The sequence below is a fragment of the Mucilaginibacter oryzae genome (assembly GCF_003148845.1).
GTDB classification, from domain to species: domain Bacteria; phylum Bacteroidota; class Bacteroidia; order Sphingobacteriales; family Sphingobacteriaceae; genus Mucilaginibacter; species Mucilaginibacter oryzae.
This window is the reverse complement of record NZ_QGHA01000001.1, coordinates 1,153,287-1,169,261: the sequence shown is the minus strand read 5'-3', so window position 1 is coordinate 1,169,261 and position 15,975 is coordinate 1,153,287. Positions and strand designations below refer to the sequence as shown.

Sequence of the window (15,975 nt, the reverse complement as noted above, 5' to 3'; positions counted from 1 at the left end):
CATGAAAAGAATATCGACATTCTCAACTCCCCTCTCAAGAGGGGAATCGCGCAGTCCCCGCTTTTTAAAAATGGCGTTTTTTGTGCTGATGGGTTTTGCATTGGTTAACCATTCATCAGCCCAACAAATAGCAGCCACGCCGCCCATGGGCTGGAACAGTTATAACTGTTTCGGTTCGGCGGTGCATGAAGATGAAGTAAAAGCCAACGCCGATTATATGGCCGAACACCTGAAGCAATACGGCTGGCAGTATGTGGTGGTTGATTTTTTATGGTCGTATGATAACCCACCGGGCAGCAATATCGGCAACCCGTTCCAGTTGCGTTTACAGGATGGATCGTACGTGCCATGGTTAACCATGGATAAATGGGGCAGGTTAACGCCGCAGCCCACTAAATTCCCGTCGGCTTTTGGGGGTAATGGCTTTAAACCGCTGGGCGACTATATCCACAGTAAAGGTTTAAAATTCGGCATCCACGTTATGCGTGGCATCCCACGCCAGGCCGTTTGGTCTAAGTCGCCGGTTAAGGGTACCAACAGCATCACTGCCGATATGGTGGCCGATACCAATTCAAAATGCCCCTGGATGAACCACATGTACGGCCTGGATATGAAAAAGCCCGGCGCGCAGGAATACCTGAACTCGCTGCTGGAGCTTTACGCCTCGTGGGGAGTTGATTTTATTAAGGTTGATGACCTTTCGCGCCCGTACAGCAATGCCGAGGTGGAAGGTTATCAAAAGGCTATCCAGCAGTGCGGCAGGCCTGTGGTTTTAAGCCTTTCGCCTGGCGAAACCCCTGTTGCACAAGCTGCCCACGCTGCCAAATATGCCAATATGTGGCGCATGGCTGATGATTTTTGGGATAACTGGAAAGAGATACTGCACATGTTTGATTACGCCAAAAGCTGGGAAGGCGTAGGCGGCCCCGGCCATTGGCCGGATTGTGATATGATCCAGATCGGTAAGCTTAGCAAACGCGGACCCGTAGGCGAAGAGCGCTACAGCCGTTTCACGCAGGATGAAGAGTATACCCACATGACTTTCTGGAGTATTTTCCAATCGCCCCTGATGCTGGGCAGTAACCTGCCCGAAAACCACGACTTTGAGCTGAAACTGTTCACCAACGATGAAGTGATAGCCGTAAACCAGAAAGGCGCAAACCCGAAGCAGTTGTACAAAAAAGATGGCGCAATGATCTGGTACTCTCAAATTCCCGGCAGTAAGGACATTTATGCCGCTTTCTTCAACATTGGGGATAACGACAAAGCCGTAGCCTTAAACTTTAAAGATCTTGGCCTGAAGGGCAAAATAACCGTACGCGACCTTTGGAAGAAACAGGACGTTGGCCAATACAGTGGAAGCTACAAGCAAAAAGTAAACAAACACGGAGCAGCACTATTCAAGCTCTCGCCCAAAAACTAAAACCAAATCACTAATTCACTAACTCAATAAATCACTAACTGACATATATGATCGATTTAAAAACATTTGAAGTATGGTTCATTACCGGGAGCCAGAATTTATACGGAGAAGAAACGCTTAAAAAAGTTGCCGAGCACTCGCAGGAAATTGCCAAAGGTATTGATGCCGCTGCCAATATCCCCGTACGCGTGGTATACAAACCGGTGGTAAAATCTACCGAAGAAATTTATCAGACCCTGCAACAGGCCAACGTTGCCGAAAACTGTATCGGTATTATTGCATGGATGCATACTTTTTCTCCGGCCAAAATGTGGATCCGCGGGTTAAGCATCCTGAAAAAACCTATGCTGCACCTGCATACCCAATACAACCGCGATATTCCATGGAGCTCGATTGATATGGATTTCATGAACCTGAACCAAAGCGCCCACGGCGACAGGGAGTTCGGTTTTATGGTATCGCGCATGCGCATGAACCGCAAGGTAGTTGTTGGGCACTGGCAGGATAGCGAAGTGCTGAAAGATATTGAAAGCTGGAGCCGTGCAGCTGCAGGCTGGTACGACTGGCAAGGCGCAAAATTTGTGCGTTTTGGCGATAACATGCGCTTTGTGGCCGTTACCGATGGCGATAAAGTAGAGGCTGAACTTAAATTCGGTTTCGCCGTAAATACCCACGGTGTGGGCGACCTGGTAGCGGTGGTTAACAGCATCAGCGATGCCGAGGTTAAAACCCTGATCGACGAATACGAAGCTACCTACAACATGGCCGACGACCTGAAACAAGGTGGTGCAAGGTACCAGTCAGTTTATGATGCTGCCAAAATTGAACTTGGCTTACGCAAGTTTTTACAGGATGGCGGTTACAAAGGTTTCAGCGATACGTTTGAAGACCTGCACGGCATGATCCAGTTGCCGGGCATCGCATCACAACGCCTGATGGCAGACGGTTACGGTTTTGCCGGTGAAGGCGACTGGAAAACCGCGGCCCTGGTACGTGCCTTTAAAGTAATGGGCGCAGGCCTGCCGGGCGGTAACGCGTTTATGGAAGATTACACCTACCACTTCGACCCGAACAATGCGTTGGTTTTAGGCTCGCACATGTTAGAGGTGGATAGCAGCCTGGCTAATGGCAAGGCATCTTTAGAAGTTCACCCGCTGGGTATTGGTGGCAAAGCCGATCCTGCACGTTTGGTATTTAATGTTGCCGGCGGCGCTGCGCTGAACGCTTCGATTGTGGATATGGGCAACCGTTTCCGTTTAATTGTTAACGAGGTAGAAGCGATTGAGCCGGTTGAAGACCTGCCAAACCTGCCGGTAGCAAGGGTACTTTGGAAACCACTGCCCGATATGAAAACCGGTTGCGCGGCCTGGATCTATGCCGGTGGCGCGCACCACACAGCTTATAGCCAAAACCTGTCTGCAGAGCTGATCAATGATTTCGCGGATATGGCGGGTATTGAGTTTTTACGCATTGGCAAGGATACTAAGCTTGATCAGTTCAGGAACGAGATCAGGTGGAATGACTCGGCGTATTAACCCCCTCTAAATCTCCCCCGGAGGGGAGACTTAAAAAAAAAAGAAAATCAGCCGCCCGGCTCCAGCCGGGTGGCAACTATTTCTCGGCCTCTGGCCTACCTTATAGAGTAGCAGGCCAAAGGCCTGGGGAATAACAGCCAGTTGGATGGAGCCGGGCGGCGGCGGCGAATTGTTAATTCGGTTCTTTCTGAACCCGAATTAAACAAATTGAGAAATTAAGGAATTTGCCAGGCATTCTGTAAAATTCCTTAATTCCCCCAAATTCGAGTTCAGACAAAAAAATTGAGAAGAATATAAACAAACTAAACCAAATGCTTAGCAAAGCCCTCTCCCCCCGGGAGGGTTGGGTGAGGCCAAATTAAAACCTAATAATGAACAAATTTGCAACTATTGATTACGTCATCTTCGTAATCTATTTTATTGTAGTTACGGGCTACGGGTACTGGGTGTACAGCCGCAAAAAGGTGAAGGGCGTATCTGATAGTCATGATTTTTTCCTGGCCGAGGGTTCGCTTACCTGGTGGGCTATTGGTGCTTCACTAATCGCGTCGAATATTTCGGCCGAGCAGTTTATCGGTACCAGCGGACAGGGTTTTGAGGTGGGGCTTGCGGTTGCCGCCTACGAATGGGTTGCCGCTATCGCGCTCATCATCGTGGCCGTGTGGTTCATCCCTATCTTCCTCAAGAACAAGATCTTCACCATGCCGCAGTTTTTGCATAACCGTTATAACGAAACGGTGAGCTTTATTATGGCCATTTTCTGGTTGCTGTTGTATGTACTGGTGAACCTTACTTCGATACTTTATTTAGGTGCCTTGGCTATCAATAACCTGATGGGCGGCGGTTATCTGCACGAGATCATCATCGCGTTATCCATTTTCGCCCTGTTTATCACCCTTGGCGGCATGAAGGTGATTGGCTTTACCGATGTGATCCAGGTATTGGTGCTGGTGATTGGCGGTTTGGCAACTACCTATATTGCCCTAACCCTGGTGAGCGATCATTTTGGTTTAGGTAAAGATGCATTAGCCGGTTTAAATAAAATGGTGAGCGATGCACCGGATCACTTTAAAATGATGATGGCCAAGCCTAAACCGGGTGCGCCGCAGGAAGAGATCAACAAATACCTCGCCCTGCCGGGTATCGCTATGTATTTTGCCGGTCAGTGGATTGTGAACCTTAACTACTGGGGTTGTAACCAGTACATTACCCAGCGTGCTTTGGGTGCCGATTTGAAAACGGCCCGTACCGGTATCCTTTTTGCCGGCTTAATGAAACTGGCCATGCCGGTAATTGTGGTGTTGCCGGGTATCGCGGCTTACGTGTTGTACAAAAACGGCGCGTTGCAGCAGGAGATGGCTACCGGCGGTCACTTTAAAATTGATAACGCCTATTCGGCTATTCTCGGCTTTTTGCCAACCGGCCTCAAAGGCCTGTCAGTAGCGGCTTTAACCGCGGCTATCGTAGCTTCGCTGGCTGGTAAGGCTAACAGTATCAGTACCATTTTTACATTGGATATCTACAAAAAACACATTAACAAAGAAGCCAGCGAAAAAAGCATGGTGGTATTTGGCAGATTGACCATTGTTGCGGCTTTGCTGTTTTCCATTATCCTTACCTGGAAGGATCTGTTGGGTATAGGCGGCGAAGGCGGTTTTACCTTTATCCAAAAGTATACCGGCTTTATAAGCCCGGGTATCTTTGCCATTTTTATTTTGGGTTTCTTCTGGAAACGGACTACCAGTGCGGCGGCCATCGCGGGCATCCTGACAAGCTTTGGCATGTCGGTGCTGTTTAATAACTACGCGCCTAAGCTGTTTGGTCACGAAACCTTCCTGTACACAGCTTTCCCGAATGGCAAGGGCGGATACGAAATCCCTTTCCTGATCTGTATGGGCTTATCGTTCCTCTTCACGATGATTGTGACTATCGGTATCAGCCTGGCCGGACCGAAAGTTAATCCTAAAGCACTTGAGATACCACGCAGCATGTTCAAGGTCGAAAAATCGACAATGGCGCTGATTGTGGTGACGTTGATACTACTTACCATGCTTTACGTTAAGTTTTGGTAAGGGGGTGAATAAATTTGATTTTTGAATAAGAAAAGTCCCGCGCGAGGCGGGGCTTTTTTTTGTTAATTATTTTAAGTGTTTTTTTAACAATTATAAATTTATTTTTTATACATTGGTCATGCTGATGGCTAACCGATCAGTTAAACCCAATTATCAATAATGAAGCGGCTGTAAAGCTTAAAAAGAGCTTAGCCCGTAACCTTAAAATTATGAAAAGCAACAGGAATTTATTAATGCTATTAGGCTGTTCGGCTGTGTTTTTCGCGGCATGCAACGGCAACCCGAAAAAAACTGACTCTACCGTGAAAGATTCAACCGCGGCAACTACGCAACAAATCCCGGATTCGGCAAACTTTAATGCCGATGTGCTGGGGCAAAAAGTACAATTGTTTACCCTTAAAAATAAGAGTGGCGCTACGGCAGCCATCACTAACTATGGCGGCCGGTTGGTAAGCCTGCTGGTGCCCGATAAAGATGGCAAGCCGGTTGATGTGGTTTTGGGGTACGATTCATTAAAAAGCTACCAGAAAAAAGGCGAGCCTTATTTTGGTGCCATTATTGGCCGTTACGGTAACCGTATAGCCAAAGGTAAATTTACTTTGGATGGCAAGGCTTATCAATTGGATATTAATGATGGCGTAAACACGCTGCACGGGGGCTTTAACGGCTTTTACGGCAAAGTGTTTACCGCAAAGCAATTAAACGCGTCGCAACTGGAGTTAACCTATGTTTCTAAAGATGGCGAAGGCGGTTACCCGGGTAATTTATCATCAACCGTAGTGTATACCCTGGGGGATGATAACTCGCTGAAAATTGAATATAAAGCCACTACCGATAAAAACACCATCGTTAACCTTACCAACCACGCTTATTTCAACCTGAACGGCGCGGGCAATGAAACCATTACCGATAACGTATTGCAGATAAATGCCGACGCGTTTTTACCGGTGGATAAAACGCTTATCCCGACAGGTAAGTTGCAACCGGTTAAAGGTACCCCCTTTGATTTTACCACCTCAAAACCTATTGGTAAAGACATTGATGTGGCCGATGAACAGTTAACAAACGGAAAAGGTTACGACCATTACTTTGTTTTAAACAAGCATGACCTGACCACACCTGTTGCTACGGTTAAAAGCACCGTTACCGGCATTACCATGGAGGTGTTTACCGAAGAGCCTGGTTTGCAATTTTATTCGGGCAACTTTTTAACCGGCGAAACTAAAGACGGCAAAGGCGGTAAGGCTTATCCGCACCGCTCGGCCTTTTGCCTGGAAACACAGCATTTCCCTGATGCTCCCAATCAACCTGCTTTTGCTTCTACAGTGTTAAAGCCCGGACAAACATACCATACCGTTACCATTTACAAATTTTCTAAATAGATAAAAATAAAAGATGCTGAGGAAAGCTTTTTTGATGCTATGCGCCGCGGGTGCATTGAGTGCCAACAGCGCGAAGGCGCAATACACCATTAATGCCGATAAGGTAAAGGCGCAGATCTCGCCCAATATGTACGGGATATTTTTTGAGGATATTAACCTCGCTGCCGACGGCGGTGTTTATGCCGAATTGGTGAAAAACCGGTCGTTTGAGTTTAATATGCCTTTGATGGGTTGGGATGAGCAAAAAAAAGATGGCGGCGATGGTCGTGTGGAGGTAATTAACCGCGCTACCGAACGCCCCGAAAACGCGCATTTTATCAAGGTTTATATTGATTCGGCCACCGGATCGTTCGGTTTATCAAACGAAGGCTTCCGCGGCATGGGTATTAAAGCAGGCGAAGAATACAGCTTTTCGGTGATGGCTAAACAGGAAGGCGATCAAAATGTGAAGCTGAACATTGAATTACATGACGATAAAAACGCCATTATTGGTAAAGCCGAACTTACCCCCACCGATAAGGAGTGGAACCGTTACAGCGTAAAATTTAATGCATCGGCAACGGTGCAAAAAGCGCAGCTGTATGTTTGGATGAGCGGCAAAGGCATTATCGATCTGGATATGGTTTCCCTTTTCCCTGAACATACCTGGAAAAACCGTCCCGGAGGTTTGCGTGCCGACCTGGTACAGAAACTGGCCGATATGAAGCCGGGTTTCCTGCGTTTCCCCGGCGGCTGTATAGTTGAGGGCCGGGAGTTGAATACGCGCTATCAATGGAAAAAAACAATCGGCGCGATTGACGAGCGTACCAATATCATCAACCGCTGGAATACCGAGTTCAGTCACCGTTTAACGCCCGATTATTACCAAACCTTTGGTTTAGGTTTTATGGAGTATTTCATGACTGCCGAAGATATCGGCGCATCGCCCCTTCCTATCCTGAACTGCGGTATGGCCTGCGAGTTTAATACCGCCGAACTGGTGCCGATGGATAAACTGGATCCCTACATCCAGGACGCGCTGGATCTGATTGAGTTTGCCAATGGCGATGCCACTACCAAATGGGGTAAGCTGCGTACCGAGCTCGGTCACCCGGCGCCTTTTCATTTAAAAATGCTGGGCGTGGGTAATGAGCAATGGGGCCCGCAATACATCGAGCGCTGGAAAGCCTTCACCAAAGCCATCAAGGGCAAATATCCTGATGTTAAAATTGTATCGGCAGTTGGCCCTTTTCCCGGCGGCAAGGAGTTCGATCTGCTCAATAAAACTTTCCGCGCTTTAGGTGCCGATATTTTGGATGAGCATTATTACGCTTCGCCAAAATGGTTTTTGGAGCATGCCAAACGCTATGATAATTATGACCGTAAAGGCCCTAAGATCTTCGCGGGTGAATATGCTGCTCAAAACGTAGTTACCGGCAGCCCTAAAAACAAAAACACCTGGGAATGTGCTTTGGCTGAAGCCGCATTCATGACAGGCCTGGAGCGCAATGCCGATGTAGTGCGCATGGCCTCATACGCGCCGCTGTTTGCCCATGTGGAAGGCTGGCAATGGACACCCGATTTGATCTGGTTTGACAACCTCAATTCGTACGGGTCGCCCAATTATTATGTGCAGCAGTTATTCTCCTTAAATAAAGGAACCGATGTTGTGCCGCTGTTATTGAATGATCAGGCCGTGGCCGGGCAGGATGGCTGCTATGCTACCGCCAGCCTTGACAAAAACACCAACGAACTGGTTATTAAGTTTGTGAACAGTACGGCCTCGGCAAAAAGTACAAGCTTTAAAATTACCGGTTCAAAAGGTTATCAGAAAACAGCCCGTGTAATCACGTTGCGCAGTGATGATAAAGATGCGGTTAATTCGCTGGAAACGCCTACAGCTATTAGCCCGGTAAGTAGCAACCTCACTGTTTCGGGTACTACTTTAAAGCTGGATGTTGAGCCATATACCTTCAAAATAGTAAGGCTCAAAAATAAATAAGCTTGAAAAAGCTGGTTGTTATCATACCCCTGTTGTTGCTGCGCGTTATCACCAACGCGCAGCAACTTCATACCGATATATCAGTACATGACCCGGTGATGACCCGGCAGGATAGTATTTACTATATCTTCTGCACAGGCAACGGCATCGCCATGTGGTCATCAAATGACAGGCTGCATTGGAAAGCAGAAAAGCCGGTATTCGCTAATGCCCCGCAATGGGCTGTTGATGCCATACCCGGTTTTAAAGGCCATATCTGGGCACCGGACATCTCTTTTTACAATGGCTTGTATTACCTTTTTTATTCGGTATCGGCCTTTGGCAAAAATACTTCGGCCGTTGGCGTGGCTACCAATACTACGCTGCATACCGATGACCCGGCTTATCGTTGGGTTGATCATGGCAGGGTGATCCAATCCTTCCCCGGCAAAACCAACTGGAACGCTATCGACCCTAATTTAATTACCGATAAGGATGATACGCCGTACCTGGTTTTCGGTTCGTTTTGGGATGGCTTGAAATTGGTAAAGCTGAGCAAGGACAGGTTAAGCGTTGCGGAGAACATCGATAAAATCCCAACCATAGCTACCCGCAGAAAAGCTGTTTCAGAGAATTTACCTGCTGTAGACGGCAACCCGGTTGATGCAGGCGGTAACGCCATTGAAGCGCCTTTTATATTTAAACACGGCAAATATTTTTACCTGTTTGCTTCGATAGATTATTGCTGTAAGGGGCCGAAAAGCACCTATAAGATGATCATCGGCCGCTCAAAAAAAATCAAGGGGCCTTATGTAGACAAGGATGGCACCACTATGGATAAAGGCGGCGGCAGTATCCTGCTGGCTGGCGATCAGAACTGGTATGGCGTAGGGCATAACGGTGTAAGCACATTTGATGGTGTGGATTATATTGTTTTCCATGGCTATGACGCGGCTGATCGGGGGATATCGAAGTTGAGGGTGGAAAGGTTGGAATGGGTTGACGGTTGGCCGGTTGTGGGAAAATGATTGGAGTGTTGCCCGTGGAGACACGGGCAACCGGGATAAATAAAATACACCAACCACCAGGCTATCATTGATTTTAAGGGCAAATCATATTTTATTTATCATAACGGCGCTTTGGTACCCGATGCGGGGAGTTTTCACCGCTCGGTTTGTATCGATTACCTGTATTATAACAAAGATGGCAGCATCAAGCGGGTGTTCATGACCAGCGAAGGCGTGAAACCGGCTAAGTAAAAATTATTACCCGGTTTTAAAAAAGCTGGAAAGGCGGGATACCTTCTCCTGCTTTTTATCAGCTGCCGGATATCGCAACAAATTGTATCAACTTTTCTTCAAAACCAATCAAACATCAGCAAACGTTAAAATTAGGCCGGATTATCACCTATTTTTAATGCGAAATAATTAATTCAAAAGCCAATTTGGCCGGTTTAAATAGTTTGAATAAAACTGTTATCCTACTTTATTACCTGCAATTATGAGCATTAAAAAATTTATTGTACTTGCCGTTGCCGCCTTGCCGTATTTTGTGCAGGCGCAGGAATGGCACCCTAAAAAAGCGGTTTTGATGACACGCTTTGCCAAAGATGTTGACCCTAAGAACGTATTGCCCGATTATCCGCGCCCGCAGCTGGCGCGCGAAAAATGGATGAACCTCAACGGCCTTTGGCAATACCAGCCGGGCACTCCCGGCGAAGCCGTTCCGCAAGGTAAGTTATCGCAAACTATCCTCGTACCTTTCCCGGTTGAGTCGGCTTTATCAGGCGTGATGGAACAACATGACCGCATTTGGTACCGCCGTAAATTCACGGTTCCCGCATCATGGAAAGGTGAACACATCCTGTTGCACTTTGGCGCTGTAGATTATGAAGCCGAAGTATTTGTAAACGGTAAAAGTTTGGGCGTACATAAAGGCGGATATGATCCGTTTAGCTTTGATATTACATCGGCTATAAAAGGTGCAGGTGAGCAGGAGCTTACCGTAAGGGTTTATGACCCCACCGACGATGCAGGTTTACCACGCGGCAAGCAAACCTTGCATCCGCAGGGCATTATGTACACCTCAACTACCGGGATCTGGCAAACGGTTTGGCTGGAGCCTGTACCTGCTGTGAGCATTAATGATATCCGCATCACTCCTGATATTGATAAATCAGTAATTAAATTAAATGTCACAGCGGCAGCAGCAGCCGGTTACACGGTTAATGTAAAAGTTAAAGATGGCGGCCATGTAGTAAGTACAGCTTCAGGCCAGCCCAATGCCGATTTTGAAATAGCCGTGCCAAACGCCAAATTATGGTCGCCTGATTCCCCGTTTTTATATGATCTCGGGATTACTTTAGAAAAAGACGGCAAAAAGGTTGATGCCATAAGCAGTTATGCCGGTATGCGCAAGATTTCGATGGGCGAGCAGGATGGCTATAAAAAACTTTTTCTGAACAATAAATTTTTGTTCCAGATCGGTCCGTTGGATCAGGGTTTCTGGCCGGATGGTATTTATACCGCGCCAACCGACGCGGCTATCAAAAACGATCTGCAAATGATCAAAAATTTTGGTTACAACATGGTGCGCAAGCATATAAAAGTTGAGCCTTACCGCTGGTATTACTGGGCAGATAAACTCGGGTTGCTGATCTGGCAGGATATGCCATCGGCTAACTCGTACACCGAGCATACCCCGCCGGTTGATACTGCCGCCTATGCTTCGGAACTTATCCGCATGATCAAAACACACTGGAACTCACCTTCTATCGTAACCTGGGTAGTGTTTAACGAATCGCAGGGCCAGCATAATACCCCGGGGCTTGTTAACCTGGTGCGTAAGCTGGACAACTCGCGCTTGATTAACCAGGCCAGCGGTGGCAGCCATTTTGGTGTGGGCGATTTCCTGGACATCCACAGCTATCCGCCACCTGCCGCGCCATCAGGCAAAACACAGATTTTGGCTTGTGGTGAGTATGGCGGTATCGGTTATATCATCCCGAACCATACCTGGAAAACCGGTCCGACTTACATCATGATGGATAACCAGAAAGCTTATACCGATCTGTATGATGAGTTTGCCAACGACCTGGTGATCTACAAAACCAACGAAGGACTGAGTGCGGCGGTATACACCGAAACAACCGACGTAGAAGTGGAATTGAACGGCTTAATGACCTACGACCGTGAAATTGTAAAAGCCCCTGTAGAAACCATCAAGGCATCAAACGATAAGATCATTCACGGCGAGGCTTATATCCGCGAGGTGTTGCCATCATCAAAAAACAACGCCCGCACCTGGAAATATACCTTTGATAAACCTGCTTACGGCTGGTTTGGCGAGAAATTTAACGATGCGGCATGGAAACAGGGAGAGGCCGGTTTCGGAACGAAAGAAACTCCCGGAGCGGTTGTTAAAACTGTTTGGGATGGTAAGGATATCTGGATGAGGCAGGAGTTTACCCTGAATGTATCCAACATCAATAAAGATGAACTGGTGCTGTCATTACATCATGATGATGCCTGCGAGGTTTATATCAACGGTGTTAAAGCTGCCATAAAAGAAGGCTACACATCAGGCTATGCCATTGTGCAAATGACGCCCGAAAGTAAAGCCGCATTGAGGTTGAACGGCAAAAACGTGATCGCTATTCATTGTAACCAAACCGTAGGCGGGCAGTATATTGATGCCGGGATTTCGGTGTTGAGTAAAAATAAGCAGTAATATTAGCTTTGATGTTAAGAGAAACGCCGGGGTACACTGCCCGGCGTTTCTTTTTGATCGAACTCTGGTTGAAGCTTAGCCCAAGCACTGGTTGAAGTTTGGCGATAGCGTAACTTCGACCCAAAGTATTGAAAGCATTCTGCTTGCGAGGTCCGGCATTGGAACTCGCTAAATGAAATGTTATAAAGTTAAGTTGAAAGCTTAAACACAGTTTAGGTCGAAGTTACGCTGTCGCTAAACTTCCACCAGGATTGCTTCGCCCAGAATTGCTTAGCTTAGTTGGTTAATTCAGAGAGCCTTAACCCTTACGTTTCCTGCCATTATAACTCGTTATCGCTACATCGGCAACACTGCTATCCAATTCCAATACCCTTGATGATTGCGACAAATAAGTAGATCCATAATAAAACTCCACATGTTTCTTACCACCATTTTTCAATGTGATATCTGCATAAAAATCGTCAGGTTTTAGCTTGACATAACGTTTACCCGGAATAACAGCCGTACTACGAAAAACTTTAACGCTATCCTGGTTTTGCGTAGCTACCAAAAGTTCGCCTTTGGCTGATTGTACGCAGGCCAAACCTTTACCATCGCCGGCAACATAAATACCGCTATTGGCAACGGTTAAGCCTGTAAAGCCGCCTTTACCGTTGCCTTTCATATATAAACCCATAAAGGCATCATGGCGGCCGGTGAACGGCTCCATGCCAAAATCATTACCAACCATTACCAAATCAAGGTTACCATCGTGGTCAACATCCTTGGCTACCATGCCGTAAACCGGGGCCATCTGTGCATCCTGTGGCAACGCGCTGATGCTGAAGGTTCCGTTGCCTTTGCCGGTAATGAGGCTGGTGCTCATGTCGGTAGCTTTTAATACCACAGCGCCTTCTTTATCTTTTTCGGGCCAGAGATCATCCATGGTGGCGTGGCCGAAACCGCGGTAACTCGGATATTTTTTGCGGATAGAGATCAACTGGCTGATCAAATCATCGCGGGTATGCATCGGGAAGGGTTTTTGTGAGCCGTCTTCATCCTTCATAAAGCAAAATATCATGGCATCGAATGATCCGTTGCCGTCAAGGTCTTTACCCATGATAGTCATGGGCCTGTCGAACGATGCTTTATAGTTGGAGTTTTGGCCCAGGTTACCGGCTACATAATCGATGTTGCCATCGTTATTAAAATCGCCGGATACGATGCTGTTCCACCAGCCCACATGATCGTCAATGCCCGATTTGATTTTGCTGAAGCCATGGCCGTTATTTTTGTAGAAGGTTACAGGCATCCATTCGCCAACTATCACCAGGTCGGCTTTACCATCCTTGTCAAAATCAGACCATAGCGCATCGGTGACCATACCGCCGCGTTCTAAATCAGGGCACAGCCTGGCGGTTACATCGGTAAACTTACCGCCATCATTCCTGAACAAATGACTAACCGGCGATGAGGGATAAGACCCGGAGACAGAGCGTGAGCCGACAAACAGATCCAGGTCACCGTCGCCGTCAAAATCGGCGGCGCGAACGCATGAGCCGTTATCGTATTCAACCGGTACCGCGGCAATATCCCGGGTAAAATGGCCTTTTTTATCGTTGATGTATAGCCTGTCCTGGGCGGTGGTGTGCCCTTTCGGAAACTCGTAGCTGCCGCTGGCTATGTACAGATCGGGGAAGCCATCGCCATTCGCGTCAAACAACAACGCGCCCATATCTTCTTCTTCTTTAAAATCCTCGTGGATAAAACGGTTATTATCCAAAGTGAAATGACCATTGGCATCCTGCATAAAGAATACGCCTTTGCTGCCTGCCGCACCTCCAACAAAAAGGTCATCGTAACCATTGCCGTCCACATCGCCAACGGCAATACACGGGCCGTACTGGCTTAATTTATGGGGGAGGGTAGGCTGAATATTATAGTCGATGGCGTCTTTTTCCTGGTGTACATATTTAATGCCCGCGGCGTTATTTGCAGGCTGAAATACCGGCGTGATTTTTCCGGGTGCATCAGGCGGATAATATCCCGTTGCGTTTTTATATTGCAGGTTAAGCGTTTGGTTTGCTTTTACATGGGTAAGTAACTGCGTTTTACCGTCAGGCCATCTAATCCGCAATGAATCGACTATCGAAGCCGAACCGATACCAAAATGCCCGCGGGCATCATCCGTACTCATATAGCCGCGGCAAGGCTGCTGATCATAAAATTGCTGGTTGCCTTTGTAATAAATGCGGATAGTAGCGCCAATGCCGCCTACGTTTTTGGTATCGCCTTGTAAGGCTACATTAAGATAGTGATGATCTTTGGCTACCTGTGTTTTAGTGTTGGAGGTGTTTTCATAAATAAAAGCATTATCGTCAATATTGTTGATAACGAGGTCAAGGTCGCCATCGTTATCCAGGTCGGCATAAACGCCTCCGGTGGAAAAGGTTGGTTTTACGATGCCCCAGGCTTTTGATTGATCTTTAAACAAATAACCACCCTTGTTTTTGAAGGCGTAGCTTGATGTTTTTACTACCGGGAACGAATCGGCAGCAGCTAATGTTGTATTTTCTTTAACCGTACGGCCCTGGTCGTTACTGTAAAGGGCATGGTCAAGGTCAGTTACATCGCGCGGATAGCCATTAGTGATCATCATATCGCGGTAGCCATCGTTATCAAAATCGGCAACCAGCGGTGTCCAGCTCCAGTCGGTCTGGTAAACGCCTGCCTGGTAGGCTATCTCACTGTACTGTGGGTGACCTGTAGGTGTTTGCCCCTGGTTTAACTGCAATACATTGCGGATGTACTGGTGTTCGTAATTGAATTTTTTATTGTTGATGTAGGTGATATAGTTATCGCCAACCAGCATGGTTTTTTTGCGTACGTTTTCTTCAGGTAGCATTTCAAGGGATATAAGGTCGGCTTTGCCATCGTTGTTGATATCCACCATATCCGATCCCATAACCGACCAGCCCGTGTGTTTAAAATACTCGCCCGCACGGTTAGTGAACGTGCCGTTTTTGTTGTTTACCCAAAGTACATCGTTGGATATAAAATCGTTACCCACATATACATCAGGCCAGCCATCATTATTTACATCGCAAACAGCTACCGAGTTCCCGAAGCCTTCTATTAAAATACCGGCCGCTTTGGTTACATTGGTAAACGTGTTGTTGCCGTTGTTGCGGTACAGACGGTCGTTATTGGTAGCGCTGCCGTCTGTTAATTTGGGGCGATAGGCCACCGGGGTTTCCTTGCCTAAAAAGTTGGTGAGCAGGTACAGATCCAGGTCGCCGTCATGGTCGTAATCAAAAAATACGGCCTGGGTGCTGTAGCCGGTATCCTGCAGGCCGTAAGCCGCTGCCGATTCTTTAAAGGCAGGGATACCATCTTTGTTTGTTCCCTGGTTTATGTAAAGAAGGTTTTTACGGTGGTTAGGGTCATTTTTAAAAGATGAGCAAACATAAATATCCTGCCAGCCATCGTTATTAATATCCACTACCGATACACCGGTATACCAATCGCCATTACCGGCTACGCCCGCGGCTTCGGTGGCATCTTTAAAAGTTAAGGAGCCCTTGTTAATGTATAACTTGTTGGCAACCATGTTACCCGCAAAGTAAACATCGGGCAGGCCATCATGGTTAAAATCGCCAATGCCAACACCCGCGCCGTTATACAGGTAAGGATGGTTGAGGATGTTGATGCTATCGCTTTCGGTAATGGTATTTTTAAAATCAATGCCTGTTTGCGAGGCATCAAGCAATTTAAAAAGTGTAGGGCCAGATTGCTTTTTTGAGCAGCCAAGGCAAAAAATAAGCAATAAAAAGGCAGGTAGTTTAAGCTTTAGGGGTAAACTTTTAATCATGCAGCAATAGTTAATAATTAGTTG

At 47.1% G+C, this 15,975-nt stretch carries 8 protein-coding genes; 7 read left to right on the top strand and 1 reads right to left on the bottom strand.

Annotation, left to right across the window (positions count from 1 at the left end):
• Position 1: 1 nt before the first annotated feature.
• From LX99_RS05095 to LX99_RS05060, 7 genes are all read left to right on the top strand, one after another.
• Positions 2-1,423, top strand: a complete 1,422-nt coding sequence (locus LX99_RS05095) for a glycoside hydrolase family 27 protein (RefSeq protein ID WP_211318950.1) — start codon at positions 2-4, stop codon at positions 1,421-1,423.
• 47 nt (positions 1,424-1,470) lie between these two features.
• Entirely contained in the window at positions 1,471-2,958 is a 1,488-nt protein-coding gene (gene araA / locus LX99_RS05090; protein WP_109606848.1) for an L-arabinose isomerase, read from the top strand.
• A gap of 371 nt (positions 2,959-3,329) precedes the next feature.
• A complete protein-coding gene (locus LX99_RS05085) occupies positions 3,330-5,030 on the top strand; it encodes a sodium:solute symporter family transporter (protein WP_109606847.1) in 1,701 nt (566 codons plus the stop codon).
• 209 nt (positions 5,031-5,239) lie between these two features.
• Positions 5,240-6,412, top strand: coding sequence for an aldose epimerase family protein (locus LX99_RS05080; RefSeq protein WP_109606846.1), 1,173 nt, complete (start codon positions 5,240-5,242; stop codon positions 6,410-6,412).
• Between the two features lie 13 nt (positions 6,413-6,425).
• Positions 6,426-8,393: an alpha-L-arabinofuranosidase C-terminal domain-containing protein gene (locus LX99_RS05075; RefSeq protein ID WP_109606845.1), complete on the top strand. Its 1,968-nt coding sequence runs from the start codon at positions 6,426-6,428 to the stop codon at positions 8,391-8,393.
• A 2-nt stretch (positions 8,394-8,395) separates the two neighbouring features.
• Positions 8,396-9,400 (top strand): family 43 glycosylhydrolase, encoded by a 1,005-nt coding sequence (locus tag LX99_RS05070; protein WP_211318949.1) that lies wholly within the window; start codon positions 8,396-8,398, stop codon positions 9,398-9,400.
• 472 nt (positions 9,401-9,872) lie between these two features.
• Positions 9,873-12,101 (top strand): glycoside hydrolase family 2 protein, encoded by a 2,229-nt coding sequence (locus LX99_RS05060; RefSeq protein WP_109606843.1) that lies wholly within the window; start codon positions 9,873-9,875, stop codon positions 12,099-12,101.
• A gap of 298 nt (positions 12,102-12,399) precedes the next feature.
• Here LX99_RS05060 and LX99_RS05055 read toward each other — a convergent pair whose 3' ends face one another.
• A complete protein-coding gene (locus LX99_RS05055) occupies positions 12,400-15,951 on the bottom strand; it encodes a VCBS repeat-containing protein (RefSeq protein ID WP_146203065.1) in 3,552 nt (1,183 codons plus the stop codon).
• Between the last annotated feature and the right edge of the window lie 24 nt (positions 15,952-15,975).

Coding starts and splice junctions, on each gene's coding strand:
- LX99_RS05080 (WP_109606846.1), top strand. CDS start 5,240: ATGAAAAGCAACAGGAATTTATTAATGCTATTAGGCTGTTCGGCTGTG.
- LX99_RS05085 (WP_109606847.1), top strand. CDS start 3,330: ATGAACAAATTTGCAACTATTGATTACGTCATCTTCGTAATCTATTTT.
- LX99_RS05075 (WP_109606845.1), top strand. CDS start 6,426: ATGCTGAGGAAAGCTTTTTTGATGCTATGCGCCGCGGGTGCATTGAGT.
- araA (WP_109606848.1), top strand. CDS start 1,471: ATGATCGATTTAAAAACATTTGAAGTATGGTTCATTACCGGGAGCCAG.
- LX99_RS05095 (WP_211318950.1), top strand. CDS start 2: ATGAAAAGAATATCGACATTCTCAACTCCCCTCTCAAGAGGGGAATCG.
- LX99_RS05055 (WP_146203065.1), bottom strand. CDS start 15,951: ATGATTAAAAGTTTACCCCTAAAGCTTAAACTACCTGCCTTTTTATTG.
- LX99_RS05060 (WP_109606843.1), top strand. CDS start 9,873: ATGAGCATTAAAAAATTTATTGTACTTGCCGTTGCCGCCTTGCCGTAT.